Annotated in this window: 11 protein-coding genes; 8 read left to right on the forward strand and 3 right to left on the reverse strand. The window is 67.2% G+C overall.

The window, feature by feature from the left end; genetic code table 11:
* Positions 1–264: 264 nt before the first annotated feature.
* The 8 genes from K32_RS02380 (at position 265) to K32_RS02415 (ending at position 14,048) form a co-directional block, all read left to right on the forward strand.
* Entirely contained in the window at positions 265–1,377 is a 1,113-nt protein-coding gene (locus K32_RS02380) for an extracellular solute-binding protein (protein ID WP_201404319.1), read from the forward strand.
* Between the two features lie 721 nt (positions 1,378–2,098).
* Positions 2,099–4,612, forward strand: a complete 2,514-nt coding sequence (locus K32_RS02385) for a glycogen/starch/alpha-glucan phosphorylase (RefSeq protein ID WP_244669793.1) — start codon at positions 2,099–2,101, stop codon at positions 4,610–4,612.
* A 22-nt stretch (positions 4,613–4,634) separates the two neighbouring features.
* Positions 4,635–6,827, forward strand: a complete 2,193-nt coding sequence (gene glgB, locus K32_RS02390) for a 1,4-alpha-glucan branching protein GlgB (protein ID WP_201402484.1) — start codon at positions 4,635–4,637, stop codon at positions 6,825–6,827.
* 73 nt (positions 6,828–6,900) lie between these two features.
* Complete coding sequence (glgC, locus tag K32_RS02395; RefSeq protein WP_201402485.1) at positions 6,901–8,166, forward strand: glucose-1-phosphate adenylyltransferase; 1,266 nt, start codon at positions 6,901–6,903, stop codon at positions 8,164–8,166.
* Between the two features lie 163 nt (positions 8,167–8,329).
* The gene (gene glgA / locus K32_RS02400) at positions 8,330–9,781 is read left to right on the forward strand and encodes a glycogen synthase GlgA (RefSeq protein ID WP_201402486.1); all 1,452 of its coding nucleotides are present in this window, start codon (positions 8,330–8,332) and stop codon (positions 9,779–9,781) included.
* Positions 9,781–11,829 (forward strand): glycogen debranching protein GlgX, encoded by a 2,049-nt coding sequence (gene glgX / locus K32_RS02405; RefSeq protein ID WP_201402487.1) that lies wholly within the window; start codon positions 9,781–9,783, stop codon positions 11,827–11,829. The genes glgA and glgX overlap by 1 nt, the downstream gene beginning before the upstream one ends.
* 144 nt (positions 11,830–11,973) lie before the next feature.
* Positions 11,974–12,912: a hypothetical protein gene (locus K32_RS02410; protein WP_201402488.1), complete on the forward strand. Its 939-nt coding sequence runs from the start codon at positions 11,974–11,976 to the stop codon at positions 12,910–12,912.
* A gap of 29 nt (positions 12,913–12,941) precedes the next feature.
* A complete protein-coding gene (locus K32_RS02415; protein WP_201402489.1) occupies positions 12,942–14,048 on the forward strand; it encodes a GNAT family N-acetyltransferase in 1,107 nt (368 codons plus the stop codon).
* A gap of 3 nt (positions 14,049–14,051) precedes the next feature.
* Here the strand turns inward: K32_RS02415 and K32_RS02420 are convergent, their stop codons facing one another.
* Genes K32_RS02420 through K32_RS02430 form a run of 3 tightly spaced genes read right to left on the reverse strand, consistent with a single transcriptional unit; the run spans position 14,052 to position 17,868 of the window.
* Positions 14,052–15,500 carry a lipopolysaccharide biosynthesis protein gene (locus tag K32_RS02420; protein ID WP_201402490.1) on the reverse strand — a complete coding sequence of 483 codons (1,449 nt, stop codon included), beginning with the start codon at positions 15,498–15,500 and terminating at the stop codon, positions 14,052–14,054.
* The gene (locus K32_RS02425) at positions 15,494–16,792 is read right to left on the reverse strand and encodes a VpsF family polysaccharide biosynthesis protein (protein WP_201402491.1); all 1,299 of its coding nucleotides are present in this window, start codon (positions 16,790–16,792) and stop codon (positions 15,494–15,496) included. The genes K32_RS02420 and K32_RS02425 overlap by 7 nt, the downstream gene beginning before the upstream one ends.
* Positions 16,789–17,868: an acyltransferase family protein gene (locus tag K32_RS02430; RefSeq protein WP_201402492.1), complete on the reverse strand. Its 1,080-nt coding sequence runs from the start codon at positions 17,866–17,868 to the stop codon at positions 16,789–16,791. Before K32_RS02430 ends, K32_RS02425 begins: the two co-directional genes overlap by 4 nt.
* Positions 17,869–17,897 lie beyond the last annotated feature (29 nt).

A 17,897-nucleotide genomic window follows, 5' to 3' on the forward strand; every position in this document is an offset into this window, starting at 1 on the left:
TTCGATTTCCATCATCCTGAGGTGCCCGAGCGCAGCTCGGGCCTCGAAGGACGCACGGTCTCGGGGCCACCGATCGATGGCACAGCCGCCCTGCGTGCTTCGAGACGGCCCTTCGGGCCCCTCAGCATGATGAGGGCGGTGTTCTGCAGAGGCCTCCTCAGGAAGAGGGGAGGCGACCCGTATTCATTGTCATTCAGGATGCCGCCCGACGCGGATCCTGTCCGAGGGGGAGAGATCTTGAGCAAGTCCATCACGCTGAAGGGCATGACGTGGAGCCATCCGCGCGGCTACGACCCGGTCGTCGCCTGCGCGGAGCTCTATCGACACGAGACCGGCGTCACCGTCGAATGGGACAAGCGCTCGCTGCAGGATTTCGAGAGCTTCCCGGTGGAGGAGCTGGCGCGCGCCTATGATTTGATCGTCATCGATCACCCGCATGTCGGCCAGATCACGAAAGAAGGCTGCCTGGCGCCGCTCGACGTCGCCGGCCGCGAGGCCGAGCGCGAGGCGCTTTCCGCCGGCTCCGTCGGCGCCTCCTACGAGAGCTACACCTGGCAGGGCCACCAGTGGGCTTTTCCCATCGACGCGGCGACGCCGGTGCTCGCCTATCGGCCGGACTTGATCGCGACGCCGCCGACGAGCTGGGACGAGGTGCTCGCGCTTGGGCAGGGCCGGGCGCTGGTGCCGTTCCGCGCGCCGCATTCGCTGATGAGCCTCTATTCGCTCGCCGCCAATCTCGGCAGCCCCTGCGACGTCAGCGGCGACGGCGATCTGATCGATCCGGCCGTCGGCGTTCGCGTCTATGATCTTCTGGCGAAACTCGCCGCGAACGGCATGGCCGATTTCGACAGCGATCCGATCCAGGTTTTCGAGACGCTGGCGGCGGAGGGCTCTGATATCGCCGTCGCGCCGCTGCTCTACGGCTATGTCAGCTACGCGACCGACGGCTTCCGGCCGCACCGTCTCGCCTTCGCCGACATGCCCGTGCTGGGCACCGCCGGCCCGGTCGGCTCGGCGCTCGGCGGCACCGGCATCGCCGTCTCGGCGTATTCGCAAAACCGCGACGCGGCGATCGACTTCGCCTACTGGCTCGCCAGCGCCGACGTGCAGCGCGGCCCCTATGCCGCGAATGGCGGCCAGCCCGGCCACGCGACGGCGTGGGAAGATCCTGAAGTCAACGCGCCGACGCACGGCTTCTACGAGAACACGCGGGCGACGCTGGAAGGCGCCTGGGTCCGCCCCCGCCACAATGGCTACATGGCGTTCCAGGACGCCGCGTCGAAGCGCATCAACGCGGCGCTTCAGGCCGGCGAGCCGGGCGAGGCGCTGGTCGCCGAGCTGAACCGCCTGTTCCGCGACAGTTTCGCCGAGGCGTGAGGGGGGACGGCCCCTCGCCGTCATCCCTGCGAAGGCGGGGATCCATGCAGCCGCGCCGCTGGCCGTTCGAACCTCCCGAGGCTTCGGCTGAATGGATCCCGGCTCGGGGGCCGGGATGACGGGAGGGTGGGGCGAGGCTGTGCGTTTCTGTCGACGCGAAGGTAGAGACGCCGTGGGGCTGTTGCGCATGCCGCATCGGCTGCGCCCGGCCTTCCTCCTATCTCCGGTATCCTTGCCTCTGTCGTCCTTCTGCCTCAGCTATCCTTCTTCCTCCGCCGTCCTGCCTCCGCCGTCATCCCACCCTCGCCGTCATCCCTGCGAAAGCAGGGATCCATACAGCCGAAGCCTCGGGCGCTTCGCGCGTCTGGCAACCCGGCTGAATGGATCCCGGCTCGGAGGCCGGGATGACGGCGAGGTTGGGGCGAAGCTGTGCGTGCCAGTCGACGCCAGGGTAGAGACGCGTCCGGTTTTGCCCTGCCGCCGGGGCCTTCCCGGGAGTCGTCAGCCCAGACTGTCCGCCTAAAAAATAGGCCGTCGTCGAAACGAAACGCGCTATGGCATAAGGTGCTTCCGTGATGAGGCGCCGCGTTGGGGCATTCCGGCCGTTCCGGAAGGTCCGTCCGATCCGGCATCTTTGTTGCATGGATCAGGAGCCGGCCCGAACGATCGCCGTGGGGCCGGGGACGGAAGAACGCGCGGCGAGCCAGACGAGGCCATTTCGATGCACGATACCGTCATGCCGACACCGACCGGAGAAACCGGATCGGGCAAGTCCGCGCGCGCTCCCGCAGCGCCGGTCTCCGCCGCCGACGTCGCCGCGGCGCGCGACGCGATCAATGCCAAGCTCACCTATGCCGTCGGCAAGAACGCCGTCACCGCCAGCGACCGCGACTGGTTCGTCGCCACGGCGCTCGCCGTGCGCGACCGCATGGTCGATCCGTGGATCGCCTCGTCCAAGGCGACCTATGCCGAGGGCCGCAAGCGCGTCTACTACCTGTCGCTCGAATTCCTGATCGGCCGGCTCTTGTTCGACGCGATGAACAATCTCGGCCTGACCGAGGCGTTCCGCGCCGCGCTCGGCGATCTCGGCGTCGATATGGACCGGCTGAAGACGGTCGAGCCAGACGCAGCGCTCGGCAATGGCGGCCTCGGCCGTCTCGCCGCCTGCTTCATGGATTCGATGGCCTCGCTGTCGATCCCCGCCTATGGCTACGGCATCCGCTACGACCACGGCCTGTTCCGCCAGGTGGTGAAGGGCGGCTGGCAGCAGGAATATCCGGAGACCTGGCTCTCCTTCGGCAACCCCTGGCAGTTCGAGCGGCCCGAGGTCGTCTACGACATCCAGTTCGGCGGCTCGGTCGAGGCGATCATGTCGCCGAACGGCGTCGCCCGCTATGTCTGGCATCCCGCCGAGACGATCGAGGCGGTGCCCTATGACACGCCGATCCCCGGCTGGCGCGGGCGCCACGTCAACACGCTCCGCCTCTGGTCGGCGCGCGCCGTCGATCCGCTCCGCCTCGACGCCTTCAATTCGGGCGATCACATCGGCGCGCTGGTCGAGCAGGTTCGCGCCGAGGCGATTTCGAAGATCCTCTATCCGAGCGACGAGAGCGCCGCCGGGCAGGAACTGCGCCTCCGGCAGGAATATTTCTTCGTCTCCGCCTCGCTGCAGGACCTGATCCACCGCCACACCCGCACCTATGGCGACATCCGCTCGCTGCCGGACAAGGTGGCGATCCAGCTGAACGACACGCACCCGGCGATCTCAGTCGCCGAGCTGATGCGCATCCTGGTCGATCTGCGCGAGATCCCGTGGGACGAGGCGTGGGACATCACCACCCGCACGCTCGGCTACACCAACCACACGCTGCTGCCCGAGGCGCTGGAGACCTGGCCGGTGCCGCTGCTCGACCGGCTGCTGCCGCGCCAGATGCAGATCATCTACCTGATCAACGCGATCCATCTCGAGAAGGCGAAGAAGCTCGAGGGCGCGGATGACGGCTTCTTCTCGTCCGTCTCGCTGATCGACGAGAACAATGGCCGCCGCGTGCGCATGGGCCATCTCGCCTTCATCGGCTCGCATTCGATCAACGGCGTCTCGGCGCTGCATTCCGACCTGATCCAGAAGACGATCTTCCAGGATCTCGACCGCGTCTATCCGGGCCGCCTCAACAACAAGACCAACGGCATCACGTTCCGCCGCTGGCTGCACGAGGCCAATCCCGGCCTGACGCGCATTCTCGTCGACACCTGCGGCCCGGCCATCCTCGACAATGCCGACGTGCTGTCGAAGCTGGAGCCGCTGGTCGGCGACGCCGGCCTGCACGAGCAGTTCGGCGCGGTGCGCCGCGCCAACAAGGTGGCGCTCGCCAGGCTGATCCGCGACCGGCTCGACATCCGCGTCAATCCGAACGCGCTGTTCGACGTGCAGATCAAGCGCATCCACGAATACAAGCGCCAGCTGCTCAACATCCTGGAGACGATCGCGCTCTACCAGGCGATGCGCGCCCAGCCGCACAAGGAATGGGTGCCCCGGGTCAAGATCTTCGCCGGCAAGGCGGCGGCGAGCTACCATCAGGCCAAGCTGATCATCAAGCTCGCCAATGACGTGGCGCAGGTGGTGAACAGCGATCCGACGGTGCGCGACCTGCTGAAGGTGGTGTTCCTGCCGAACTACAATGTCAGCCTGGCCGAGATGATCATCCCGGCCGCCGACCTCTCAGAGCAGATCTCGACCGCCGGCATGGAAGCGTCGGGCACCGGCAACATGAAGCTGGCGCTGAACGGCGCGCTCACCATCGGCACGCTCGACGGCGCCAATGTCGAGATCAAGGAGCGCGTCGGCGACGACAACATCTTCATCTTCGGCCTGACGACCGAGGAGGTCGCCGAACGCCGCCGCGCCGGCATCGACGCGCAGGAGACGATCGCGAACTCGCGCATGCTGGCGGACGTCTTGGAAGCGATCGAGAGCGGCATTTTCTCGCCCGGCGAGCCCGCCCGCTTCGCCGCGCTGACGACGGCTTTGCGCCATCACGACTACTTTCTCGTGACCGCCGACTTCGATTCCTACTATGCCGCGCAACGAGACGTTGACGCCCTGTGGCTCGACAGAGCAGCATGGTGGAAAGCGAGCCTTCTGAACACGGCTCGGGTCGGCTGGTTTTCCTCGGACCGCACCATCGCGGAATATGCCGGGGAGATCTGGAACGTGCCCGTCAGACCGGCCGGATAGGCAGAGCGCACAGGGAGATGCAATGACGGGCTGGCGGGCGAGCGTATCGGATGTCGAAGCCCTCATTGCTGCGCGCCATGGTGATCCCTTCGCGTTTTTAGGGCCACACGAGACGGATGACGGTCTCGCCATCCGCGCCTTCGTGCCCCATGCCGAGACGCTCGCCGTCGAGGATCTCGACGGCAAGCGTGTCGCGCCGCTGGAGCGGCGGCCGGGCACGGACTTCTTCGAGGGCCTCATTCCCGGCCGCAAGAAGCGGTTCGGCTACCGGCTGCGGGCGGAGAATGCCGGCGGCGGCTGGACCTTCCACGATCCCTATTCCTTCGTCGGCGTGCTCGGCGCCACCGACGACTACCTGCTGGTCGAGGGCACGCACCGCCAGCTCTACGAGAAGCTCGGCGCCCATCTGCTGCATCATGAAGGCGTCGATGGCGTGCATTTCGCCGTCTGGGCGCCGGATGCGCGCCGGGTATCCGTCGTCGGCAATTTCAACGGCTGGGACGGCCGCCGCCACCAGATGCGCAAGCGCGTCGACAGCGGCCTCTGGGAAATTTTCGCGCCCGGCTTCGGCGAGGGCGAGATCTACAAATACGAGATCGTCGCCGCCGACGGCGTCGTGCAGCCGCTGAAGGCCGATCCCGTCGGTTTCGCCGGCGAATTGCGGCCCTCCACCGCCTCGGTCGTGGCGCGCACCGACAATTTCACCTGGTCCGACGACGCCTATCTGCGGGCGCGCACCGAGGGCGAGGCGCGCCGCCGGCCGATGGCGATCTACGAGGTGCATCTCGGCTCCTGGCAGCGCGGCGACGGCAATTCGTTCCTCTCCTATGACGAGCTGGCCGACCGGCTGATCCCCTATGCCGTCGAGATGGGCTTCACCCATCTGGAGCTGCTGCCGGTCAGCGAGCATCCGCTCGATGATAGCTGGGGCTACCAGCCGATCGGGCTGTTCGCGCCGACGCGCCGGCATGGCGAGCCCGCCGGCTTCGCCCGCTTCGTCGATCGCGCCCACCAGGCCGGCCTCGGCATCATCCTCGACTGGGTGCCGGCGCATTTCCCGACCGACCGGCACGGCCTCGCCCATTTCGACGGCAAGCCGCTCTACGAGCATGCCGATCCGCGCCGCGGCTTCCATCCCGACTGGAACACCGCGATCTATGATTTCGGCCGCGCCGAAGTATCGAACTTCCTCGCCGCGAGCGCGCTCTACTGGCTCGACCGCTTCCATATCGACGGCCTGCGCGTCGATGCCGTCGCCTCGATGCTCTATCTCGACTATTCGCGAAAAGCCGGCGAGTGGCTGCCCAATCCGGACGGCTCCAACGACAACAAGGATGCCGTCGCCTTCCTGCGCCGGGTCAACCAGCTCTGCTACGGCGCGCATCCCGGCACCGCGACGATCGCCGAGGAATCGACCTCCTGGCCCGGCGTCTCGCAGCCGGTGCATGAGGGCGGCCTCGGCTTCGGCTTCAAGTGGAACATGGGCTGGATGAACGACACGCTCGACTACATGTCGCTCGAGCCGATCCATCGCCGCTACCACCACGACAAGCTGACCTTCGGCCTGCTCTACGCCTTCTCGGAAAACTTCGTGCTGCCGCTCAGCCATGACGAGGTGGTGCACGGCAAGCGCTCGATCCTCGGCCGGATGCCGGGCGACCCATGGCAGCAATTCGCCAATCTTCGCGCCTATTACGGCTTCATGTGGGGCCACCCCGGCAAGAAGCTCTTGTTCATGGGCCAGGAGTTCGGCCAGCGCCACGAGTGGAACTTCAACCAGAGCCTCGACTGGCACCTGACGGTCGAACCGGCGCATGCCGGGGTCCGGGATTTCGTTCGCGACCTGAACCGCGCCTACCGCGACCATCCGGCGCTCTACGCGCGCGACTGCGAGGGTGATGGCTTCCGCTGGGTGGTGGCCGACGACAAGGACCAGTCGGTCTTCGCCTTCCTCCGCTTCGGCGCGCCGGGCGACAAGCCCATTCTCGTCGTCTCGAACTTCACGCCCGTCATCCGCGACGGCTACCGCGTCGGCCTGCCCGAGGTGGGGCGCTGGCGCGAGATCCTGAATTCGGACGCCGCCGTCTATGGCGGCTCCGGCGTCGGCAATCTCGGCGCCGTCGAGGCGACGGCCGTGCCGGCGCATGGTTTCCCGGCTTCGGCCGCGATCGTTCTGCCCCCGCTGTCGGCGGTCTTCTTCGAGTTCGAAGGCTAGCGCTGTCGCCGGTCCGGGGATTGAGTTGAGAAAAACACTGCTGGGCAAAGAGCGTTTCGGGAGGGACTGAGGGATGGAACGGCCGCAGACCAATGCGCCGCTGGCGCGTAATGCCATGGCCTTCGTGCTGGCGGGTGGACGCGGCAGCCGGCTGATGGAATTGACGGACCGCCGCGCCAAGCCGGCCGTCTATTTCGGCGGCAAGTCGCGCATCATCGATTTCGCGCTGTCGAATGCCGTGAATTCCGGCATCCGCAAGATCGGCGTCGCCACGCAGTACAAGGCGCACAGCCTGATCCGGCACCTGAACCGGGGCTGGAACTTCTTCCGGCCCGAGCGCAACGAGATCTTCGACGTCTTCCCGGCGAGCCAGCGCGTATCCGAGGATCAATGGTATCGCGGCACCGCCGACGCGGTCTATCAGAACCTCGACATCCTGAAGGACTACGACGCCAAGTATTTCGTCATCCTGGCCGGCGATCACATCTACAAGATGGACTATGAATTGATGCTGCAGCAGCACGTCGATTCCGGCGCCGACGTCACCATCGGATGCCTCGAAGTGCCGCGCCTGGAGGCGACCGGCTTCGGCGTCATGCATGTCGACGAGACGGACCGCATCCTCTCTTTCATCGAGAAGCCGAAGGATCCGCCGGCGATGCCCGGCAAGCCCAGCCAGGCGCTCGCCTCGATGGGCATCTATGTCTTCGACACCAAGTTCCTGATCGAGGAGCTGGAGCGCGATGCCAACGATCCGAATTCCAGCCACGATTTCGGCAAGGACATCATTCCGAACATCGTCAAGAACGGCAAAGCGGTCGCGCATCACTTCGAGGATTCCTGCGTGCGCTCGTCGCAGGAATCGATCAGCTATTGGCGCGACGTCGGCACCGTCGACGCCTATTGGGAAGCGAATATCGATCTCACCAGCATCGTGCCGGATCTCGACCTGTTCGACCGCAACTGGCCGATCTGGACCTATAGCGAGGTGACGCCGCCGGCGAAGTTCGTTCACAACGAGGACCATCGCCGCGGTTATGCGCTGTCCTCGCTCGTCTCGGGCGGCTGCATCGTTTCCGGCGCGTCGCTGGAGCGGGCGCTGCTCTTCACCGGCGTTCGCTGCAATTCCTATTCGCACATCGAGAACGGGGTGATCCTGCCCTATGTCGATGTCGGTCGCTCGGCCCGGCTTTCCAACGTGGTGGTCGATGCGCGCGTGCAGATCCCCGAGGGCCTCGTCGTCGGCGAGGATCCGGAGCTCGACGCCAAGCGCTTCTCCCGTTCGGCGAACGGCATCTGCCTGATCACCCAGCCGATGATCGATGCGCTGAACACGTGATGATGCGTTTCTCAGAACCCTCACCCCAGCCCTCTCCCGCAAGCGGGAGAGGGGGCGGCCGGCGCCGCTGTCGCTCGATCTTCGCGAAGCACGCCGGCGCAAAGCCCTCGCCCGCTTGCGGGAGAGGGTTGGGTGAGGGCCTTGCTTTCCCGAAGGCCGATCCATGCCCCTGAAAATTCTCGCCGTCGTCTCCGAGATCTATCCGCTGGTGAAAACCGGCGGACTGGCCGATGTCGCCGGCGCGCTGCCCGGCGCGCTCGCGGCCGAGGACGTCCAGGTCACGACTCTGGTGCCGGGCTATCCGGCGGTGAAGACGGCGCTGAAGAAGCCGGAGACGGTCCACAGCTTCCCGAACTTGTTCGGCCACGAGGCGCGGCTCCTGAAGGCGCAGGCGAAGGGGCTCGATCTCCTTGTCCTCGACGCGCCGCATCTCTACGACCGGCCGGGCAACCCCTATGTCGACGCCGACGGCAAGGACTGGATCGACAATCCGCTCCGCTTCGCGGCGCTCTCGCGCGTCGCCGCCGAGATCGGGCAGGGGCTGGTGCCGAAGCTGACGCCTGACGTCATCCATGCGCATGACTGGCAGGCCGGGCTCGCCGCCGCCTATCTGCACTATTCCGACAAGCCCGCCGTGCCGTCGGTGATGACCGTGCACAACCTCGCCTTCCAGGGCCAGTATGGCCGCGACCTGCTGCCGGCGCTCGGCCTGCCGGCCCGCGCTTACGCCATCGACGGCGTCGAATATTACGGCACGATCGGCTTCCTGAAGGCCGGCCTCCAGCTTTCCGACCGGGTGACGACCGTCTCGCCGACCTACGCGGCCGAGATCCGCACGCCCGAGGGCGGCATGGGGCTCGACGGCCTGCTCCGGAGCCGCGGCAGCGCCGTCTCCGGCATCCTGAACGGCATCGATACCGGCGTCTGGGACCCGGCCACCGATCCGAGGATCGCCGCGCCCTATGACCTCGCGCATCTCTCGGCACGCGCCGCCAACAAGAAGGCGCTGCAGAAGAAGCTCGGCCTCGATGTCGATCCGAACGCGCTCGTCTTCGGCGTCGTCAGCCGGCTCTCCTGGCAGAAGGGGCTTGACCTCCTGCTCGATCGCCTGCCGGCGCTCGTCGCGGCCGGCGGGCAGCTGGCGCTGCTCGGTTCCGGCGAACCGGCGCTGGCCGGCGGCTTCGCGCATGCCTCCGTCGCGCATGGCGGCCGGGTCGGCATGGTCAACGGCTATGACGAGGCGCTCGCCCATCTGATCCAGGCCGGCTCCGACGTCATCCTGGTGCCGTCGCGCTTCGAGCCCTGCGGGCTGACCCAGCTCTGCGCGCTGCGCTATGGCGCGCTGCCGCTGGTCGCCCGCGTCGGCGGCCTCGCCGATACAGTGATCGACGCCAACGAGGTGGCGCTCGCCGCCGGCGTCGGCACCGGCATCCAGTTCAACCCGGTCACCGGCGACGCCTTCGAGAGCGCGCTCACCCGCACCTTCGATCTCTGGCGCGATCGACCGGCGTGGAAGAAGCTGCAGAAGAACGCGATGAAGCTTGACGTGTCGTGGACGCGGCCGGCGGCCGCTTATGCGAGGCTCTATCGCGAACTTGCGGCCGGGCGCGCCTGATGCCGCCGGACGCGGTCCGCGACGGCTCGCCGGAGCCGCTCGGCGTCACGCCGACCGCGACCGGCGTCAATGTCGCCGTCCATTCCTCGCATGCCGAGGCGGTCCATTTCTGCCTGTTCAACGCGGCCGGCGCCGTCGAAATCCGGCGTATCCGCCTGCCGGCGCGCACCGGCGACGTGCATCACGGCGAGATCGACGGGATCATGCCGGGCGACCACTACGGCCTGCGCGCCGAGGGGCCGTGGAGCCCGGAGACCGGGCAACGCTTCAACCTGGCAAAACTGCTGGTCGACCCCTATGCGCTGGCGCTCGACCGGCCGTTCGCGCTGCATGATTCCCTGTTCGATGCGCGCCGTCTCGGCGAGGCGAGCGACGCGCGCGACAGCGCCGCCTTCGTGCCCAAGGCGATCGTGACCGGGCCGCTGGATCGGCCGGCGCCACGGCTCGATCCGCCGGTCGCCTGGGACCGGCAGGTGATCTACGAGCTGCATGTGCGCGGCTTCTCCAAGCTCAATCCGGCCGTGCCGGAGGCGATGCGCGGCAGCTTCGCCGGGCTCGGCCATCCCGCCTCGATCGCGCATCTGAAGCGGCTCGGCGTGACGACGGTCGAGCTGCTGCCGGTCGCCGCCTGGCTCGACGAGCGCCATCTGCCGCCGCTCGGGCTTTCGAACTACTGGGGCTACAACCCGATCGCCTGGATGGCACCCGATCCACGCCTGGCTCCCGGCGGTTTTGCGGAAGTGGCGGCCGCTGTCGCGGCGCTGCATCAGGCTGGCATCGCCGTCATCCTCGACGTCGTCTTCAACCATTCCGGCGAGAGCGATCACCTCGGCCCGACCGTGTCGATGCGTGGCCTCGACAATGCGACCTACTACCGGCTCGAGCAGGGCGACCCCTCCGGCTATGTCAACGACGCCGGCACCGGCAACATCCTCGCCTGCGATCGGCCGCCGGTGCTGCGGCTGGTGATGGACGCGCTGCGAACCTGGGTCGAGCGCGCCGGCGTCGACGGCTTCCGCTTCGACCTCGCCACCACGCTCGCCCGCCGCGAGGACGGTTTTGATCCGGCAGCTCCCTTACTCGCCGCGATCGAGCAGGACCCGCTGCTGCGCGACGTCATCCTGATCGCCGAGCCCTGGGACATCGGCCCGGGTGGCTACCAGCTCGGCCAGTTCCCGGCCGGATGGGGCGAGTGGAACGACAGCTATCGCGACACGGTGCGGCGCTTCTTCCGCGGCGATGCCGGCATGATCGGCGATCTCGCCACGCGGCTCGCGGGCTCCGCCGACGTCTTCGCGCCGCGCCATCGCGGCGTCGACCGCAGCATCAATTTCGTCACCGCGCATGACGGCTTCACGCTCGCCGATCTCGTCGCGCATGAGCACAAGCACAATGAGGCCAATGGCGAGGCGAACCGCGACGGCACCGACGACAACAAATCGTGGAACAATGGGGTCGAGGGAGAGACCGCCGATGCCGCCATTCTGGCGCGACGGGGGGCGGATGTCCGCGCGCTGCTGATGACGCTGATCGTCTCGCGCGGCACGCCGATGCTCTCGATGGGCGACGAGCTCGGCCGCAGCCAGCGGGGCAACAACAACGCCTATGCGCAGGACAATGCCGTCGCCTGGCTCGACTGGTCGAAGGCCGATCCGGAACTGATCGACTTCACGGCCGAGCTGATCGCGCTCCGCGCCGCCCATCCGGCCTTGCGCGGCGCGCGTCCGCTGACCGGAACGCCGACCAGCGAGGACGGCATTCCCGACGTGCTCTGGATCGGCGCCGACGGCCTGCCGCTCAGGGAGAATGCCTGGAGCGATCCCGCAGTCCGGACACTCGGCATGGTGCTCGACGAGCCGGAGACCAGCGATCGCCTCTGCCTGCTGCTCAACGGCGGCGGCGACGTGATCCAGGCGACGCTGCCTCCGGCGCGGGCCGGTCGGCTGTGGCGCAAGGCGGTGGAGAGCCTCGATTTCGGTCCGGCGGACGAGGCCTTCGCGATGCCGCCGCGGTCGGCGATCCTGCTGGTCGAGGCCGTCGCGGAATGAGGTTTCCGAGCGGTTAACGGGACTTAACCCGTTTTTGGTTTGTCGCGGCGTTTGGCAGTTTACCTTAAGTCGCCGAATTGTTGGCAATTGCGCGGGATCTCGCCTAGCTTCCGCCGAGAGGGCAAATCGAGCGAGGGGCGCGACATGTCTGATGCCGTTCTTAGGAATTGGAATCCCGGCAACGTAGCCAAATGGGGCAACGAGCCGCTGCTGATCGAGCACACGCTGCACGAGAACCCGTTGTTTTCCCGCGAGGCGCTGGCCGACCTGATCGAGCGCTATCCCGTCGAGCACTACGCGCTGGTCCATACCGGCAAGCGCGGCGAGAGCAAGAAGACCTGGCGCGAGGGCGAGGTCGGCGATCTCTCCGGTCAGGAAGTCATCGACGCGATCGGCAACGGCCGCATGTGGCTCAACATGCGCAACGTCAAGATGGTCGACGATCGCTACGGCGCGCTGCTCAACACGATCTTCGACGAATTCTCCGCCAAGGTCCCGGGCTTCGAGACCTTCAATCGCGGCATGGGCATCCTCGTCTCTTCGCCCGGCGCGCAGGTCTATTACCACTGCGACCTGCCGGGCCAGTCGCTCTGGCAGATTATGGGCCGCAAGCGGATCTACATCTATCCGACCGAGGAGCCCTATCTGCCGCAGGACGAGCTCGAGAAGATCGCGCTTTACGGCGTCGAGGTCGACATGCGCTACGACCCCGTCTACGACCGCGACGCGATCGTGTTCGACCTCGAGCCGGGACAGATGCTGACCTGGCCGCTGAACGGCCCGCATCGCGTCGAAAATTATGACGTGCTCAACGTGTCGGTTACCACCGAGCACTGGACCGACGACATCCGCCGCTCGCAGATGGTGACAGTGGCGAACGGCATCCTGCGCCAGCATTTCGGCGTCACGCCGAAGAGCCGCTCGCTCGATGGTCCGGGCTTCTGGGCCAAGGCCGCCCTGCAGGCCGGCTGGCGCCGCAGCCCCTGGATGAAGCGGGCGCGCCGCAACCGCCGGCCGATCGATTTTCGCCTGTCGCGCGAGAACCCGGGCACGATCGTCGATATTCCCGCGTATACGCGTTGAGCCGGTCCAGCCCGGAAGGGGGCCCGTCCTTGCGCTACCGTGTCACCATCGATCGATCGTGGGACGCCGCGCTGCCGCGCTGGCAGGCGCTGCTCGACGGTGCCCTGTTCTCGCCGTTCCAGGCGGGGCCGTGGCTGTCGCACTGGTATCAGCGCTTTGCCGGGAACCCGGGCGTCGAGCCCCTCCTGGTGCATGTCGCCGACGCGAGCGGCGCGGACGTGCTGGCGCTGCCCCTGATCCTCAGGCGCGGCCGGCTGCGCTCGATCGAATTCGCCGATCTCGGCATCACGGATTACAACGCGCCGCTGCTCGGCCCCGCCGCGCCGAGCGATGAGGCGGGAGCCCGCGTGCTCTGGCGGGCGATCCGGGCGGCCTTGCCGGCGGCCGATCTCTTCGAATTCACCAAGGTGGTGACCGCGATCGGCGAGCGGCCCAATCCACTCACCCTGGCGCTCGGCGGCGAGGTGTCGAACCTCTTCGGCAATTATGTCCGGATCGATGGCGATTACGAGGGCTGGCTGCGCAGCCTTTCGAAGGATAACCGCAAGGAGCTCGGCCGCTTCTGGCGCGTGTTCACGCGCGATGAGCGCGCCCGCTTCGTGCTGGCCGAGACGCGGGCGGAGGTCGAGGCGATCTATGCCGGTTTGATCGTGCAGCAGAGCGAGCGGATCGCCTCGCTCGGTCTGCCCTATTTGCTCGACGAGCCCGACTATGACGCCTTCTACCGCGAGCTGATCCTCGACGGGCTCAAGGACGGCTCGGCGCGGCTGACGGCGCTGATGGCCGGCGACGAGCTGGTCGCGGGCCTCTATGGCGTCGCGCATGGCGACCATTATTCGATGGTGCGGATCAGCACGGCCGGCGGCCAGTGGGCCAATTGCTCGCCGGGCCGCCTCGTCATCGAGCGGACGATGGAGGCGCTGTACCGCCAGGGCTTCCGCACCTTCGATTTCACCATCGGCGATTATGGCCACAAGCGCAGTTTCGAGGTGGCGAACATCCCGCTCGTCAACATCCACCAGGGCGCTTCCTGGCGCGCCTGGCCGACGATCGGCTACGAGGGCGCCAAGGCCTTCGTGAAGCGCCACCCGGCGCTGGAGCGTTTTGCCCGCAAGGTTCTCCGCCGCGCCGCCTGAAGCTTACGCGGAAGCCTGGGCCCTGCGGCTCAGCCGGCGCTCGAGGATGCCGCGTGCTTCGCCGCGATAGGCGACGAGGATCGCCGCGGCGTAGACCGCCATGCCGAACAGGATCGTCAGCACGAGGCCGGTGACGCTGGTCGCGGTCGGAAGCACGGCCAGCCCGATCGCCATCGCGGCGGTCGCCGCCGCCACCTGGGCGATGTCGCGCATCGGCGGCACGAAGTCGAGCTTCGCCATGGCGAGGTAGAGGCTGACGATCGCAGCGAGCAGCGAGCCGAGCGCGGTGCCGATCACGGCGCCAACCGGGCCGTAGGCGAGGAGGCCCGCCGCCGTCAGCGCCACGGCCGCCACGATCTCGACGACGTCGACGATGCCGGCATAGCGGAGCCGTTTTTCCAGCACGAAGATCTGGTCCGTGACATGCACATGCAGGAAGCGGATGGCGGCGGCGAGCGCCGAGAGGCCGAGAATGGCCTTGGTCATCTCGCGATAGGGCTCGGCGATCAGGAGGTCGGTCGCCGGGGCGCTGATCATGGCGATGCCGGCAACCGTCGGCGCCATGACGCCGATCAGGAGCGCCGCGTTGGTGGAGAGCTGCTTCAGCGCCTCCTCGCGCTTGCCTTCGTTCAGCAACCGCGCGGCGATCGGGAAGGCGGCGGCGGCCACCAGCATGGCGCCGAACGAGGCGCAGCGGCGGCCGAGCCCCCAGCCGACGGCGAGCAGGCCGAAGACGGCCGCGCCGGAGACATGGCTGACGACATAGCGGAAATTGTTCTCCGCGATCCAGCCGAGCCCGTAGAGCACCAGCATCGGACCGCCGAAGGCGAAGGCGGCCTTCAGGATGACGGTATCGATGCGGCGCGGCAGGACGGCGATGCCGATCATCGGCGCGGCGACGAGATTGGCGATCATCTGGGCGATGCCATAGGCGAGGATCAGGGCCTCGCCGGTCGGCTGCCATTCGATCAGCAGCGCCAGCCCGAGGCCGAAGCCGAGGATCGGCCCGAGGATCTGCAGCATCGTGTAGGCGAGGATGTTCGATTGCGCCCGCGCCCGCTCGGAATAATGGGTGTTGATGCCGCGCGTCGCGAAGAAGAACGCGATGATCGACACGGTCTGCCAGGTCAGATGCGTGACGTCGATGATGCGGATGGTGGCCACAGCGGCGATGAGGCTGATCGGGATCGAGATCCAGATGATCGCCGCTTCGGTATGCAGGAAGGCGCTGCGCTCGGCCCGGCCGCGCTCGAACGGCATGAAGCGCAGCGCATAGACGGAGAACCAGGAGAGCGCGATCAGATAGGCGAATTCCTGCGTCGCCGTGATCAGCATGTAGGAGCCCATCTCGGCCGGCGGCAGGAAATAGGTCCACACCACCATCGACAGCAGCTGGAAGGCCGGCGAGAGCAGTTGCGCGGGCAGGTATCGGATCGTCTGGCGAATCAGCATGCGGGGCGTCCGGGGATCGCCTGGGGAATGAATCTGCGATCGAGCAGGATCAGGATCATCGCCATGATCAGCGCGAAGTCGATGGTCTTGTTGGCGATGCCGGTCGCGGTCGAGGTGACGACGAAATAATAGCCGAGCGGCAGCAGCGCGGCCGGCCCGACCGAGCGGACGATCTCGGCGACGAAGGCCGCGAGGCCGAGGAAGAACAGCACCGTCGTGACGATGCCGTAATAGGCGAAGAAGGCGACGACGAAGCTCTCGATGCCGATCGCAAGATCGAGCCGGCGCTGGTTGGAGCCGACATGGACTAGATCGGGCGCGAAGAACACGTCCCGGAGCGCCATGCCGTCGAAGATGTGGAACATGGCGACGCGGGTCGCGGCGCTGCCGGAATCGTCCTGGAAGCGGCCGACGAAATTGTCGAGCGCGCCGCCCTGCACCAGGAGCGAGCCGATGGTGGCGATCATCGTCAGGATGACCGCCACGACCATGGCGTCGCGCAGCCGGAAGCGGCGGCCGGCCAGCACCCGCAGCAGGCTGAACGCGCCGCGAAGGGCCAGCAGGGCGAGCAGCACGATCGTCGCCGCGCGACCGCCGAACGCCACCATCGCGCCCAGGCTGTAGAGGAGCAGGAAGGCGCGGATCGGCATGTCGAAGCGGCGTCCGCCCGGCCCGGTCAGGATCAGCAGATAGATGCCGGTCGAGAGGGCGTTGATAAGCGGGTGGCCGAGCAGCGCCGTCGCGCGCCAGTCATAGGTGACGATGACGCCGTCCTGGTAGACGGGGGTCAGCCGCCAGGGCGTGAAATATTCGAGATAGCCGAGCGTCGAATTCAAGAGAAAGAACAGGTGCAGGCCGATCAGCAGCCGCTCCGCCACCGGCGCCCGCAGCGCGGAGATCGAGACGAACAGCGCCAGCGGCAGCACGAAGGTGTCGACGACAGCCGAGATCGGCAGCTTCTGGACGATCGCGGCCTGGAAGGCGAGGAGCAGGATGGCGAGGGCGAAGACGAGGGTTCCCGGCCGCTTGGCTGCCAACTGCGCGAGCAGCCGTCCCGGCCCGATGGCGATCGCCCAGACCCCGAGTGCCGCCAGCGCCAGGAAGGTGGCCGGGTGGAACTTGGAGAGGGCCGAGCCGCCGGGCGATCCATAGGGGATGCCGGCGGCATCCAGCACCTTGGAGGACACGAAGAAGAGCACGATCAGGCAGAGCACGGTCAGCGCGCTGGCGAGGCCGACCGGTCGCTCGATGGTGATCGGCCGGGATGCCGGTGCGGCCTGGGACAGGCTCATGGCGCGATCCCGTCGGCGCGGCCGGCATCCGCCGTCGCCAGGCGCGCGCGCGGGGCCGGCCGGCTGATGCCGAGGAACAGCAGCGCGGTCCAGCGCCAGCGGATCAGGAGCTGGTGCAGACCGATCGGCAGCAGCAGGCCGGCGGCCAGCGCGGTGATGAAGAAGATGCCGCTGGAGGCGCCGGGAAAGGCGATGCCGAACGCTTTGCGCAGCGCCGCCGTGAAGAACACGTGGAAGAGATAGATCGTATAGGAATAGGCGCCGATGCGTTCGAGCGGCCGCCACTCCAGCCGCGTCAGGAACAGGAACAGGCAGGCGCTGACGCCGAACAGCAGGCCGAGCGCCGATTGCCGGGCGAAATTGAGCTGGTTGAGGCCCTCATACTGCGCGAGGTCGAGCGCGAACATGAGCGCGACCAGCAGCCCCAACCCGATCACCAGCGGCTGCCGGCGCGACGGCACGGCGCGGATCCGCTGCTCGGCCGACCAGACGCGCAGCAACTGGCCGAGCAGGAAATAGGGCAGCAGGTAGATCGCCGAGCTGATGGCGAAGACATCCGGATCGAATACCGGAGCGGCGATGAAAAGGGCGCAGGCGAGCGGGAACAGCGCGGTCATAAAGCCGCGCGCGCGATCGCCGGCCAGATGACAGCCGACGAGGATGCCGATCATGATCAGAAGCGTCGCCTGCAGGTACCAGTAATGCTGGTAGGGCAGGACGTAGATCTGCCAGATCGGCTCGTCGAAGCCGTCGTTGATCAGGCCGAAGCAGAGATAGAACAGCGTCGAGACGACGACGAGCGGGATGCCGAGGCGGCGAAACTTCTTGGTGATGGCGACGCCGAGCCCGGCGCGATCGGCGACGATGGCGGAGAAGACGTAGCCGGACAGGAACGAGAACAGCGGCATGCGGACATGGATGAACAGCTCCGTGAAGAGACGCCAATTGTCATGCGCGGTGATGTGCATGCCATGCGCGGGATCATTGCCGATGACGTGGTAGGCGACCAGCAGAATGCAGGCCAGCCCGCGCAGCGTCTCGATATGCCTGTCTCTCCGCTGCGGACCCGTCGCCATGCCGTTCAACTCGCCAGGTTGCACACGAC

The sequence above is a fragment of the Kaistia sp. 32K genome (assembly GCF_016629525.1).
GTDB lineage: Bacteria > Pseudomonadota > Alphaproteobacteria > Rhizobiales > Kaistiaceae > Kaistia.

Coding starts and splice junctions, on each gene's coding strand:
- K32_RS02380 (WP_201404319.1), top strand. CDS start 265: ATGACGTGGAGCCATCCGCGCGGCTACGACCCGGTCGTCGCCTGCGCG.
- K32_RS02385 (WP_244669793.1), top strand. CDS start 2,099: ATGCACGATACCGTCATGCCGACACCGACCGGAGAAACCGGATCGGGC.
- glgB (WP_201402484.1), top strand. CDS start 4,635: ATGACGGGCTGGCGGGCGAGCGTATCGGATGTCGAAGCCCTCATTGCT.
- glgC (WP_201402485.1), top strand. CDS start 6,901: ATGGAACGGCCGCAGACCAATGCGCCGCTGGCGCGTAATGCCATGGCC.
- glgA (WP_201402486.1), top strand. CDS start 8,330: ATGCCCCTGAAAATTCTCGCCGTCGTCTCCGAGATCTATCCGCTGGTG.
- glgX (WP_201402487.1), top strand. CDS start 9,781: ATGCCGCCGGACGCGGTCCGCGACGGCTCGCCGGAGCCGCTCGGCGTC.
- K32_RS02410 (WP_201402488.1), top strand. CDS start 11,974: ATGTCTGATGCCGTTCTTAGGAATTGGAATCCCGGCAACGTAGCCAAA.
- K32_RS02420 (WP_201402490.1), bottom strand. CDS start 15,500: ATGCTGATTCGCCAGACGATCCGATACCTGCCCGCGCAACTGCTCTCG.
- K32_RS02425 (WP_201402491.1), bottom strand. CDS start 16,792: ATGAGCCTGTCCCAGGCCGCACCGGCATCCCGGCCGATCACCATCGAG.
- K32_RS02430 (WP_201402492.1), bottom strand. CDS start 17,868: ATGGCGACGGGTCCGCAGCGGAGAGACAGGCATATCGAGACGCTGCGC.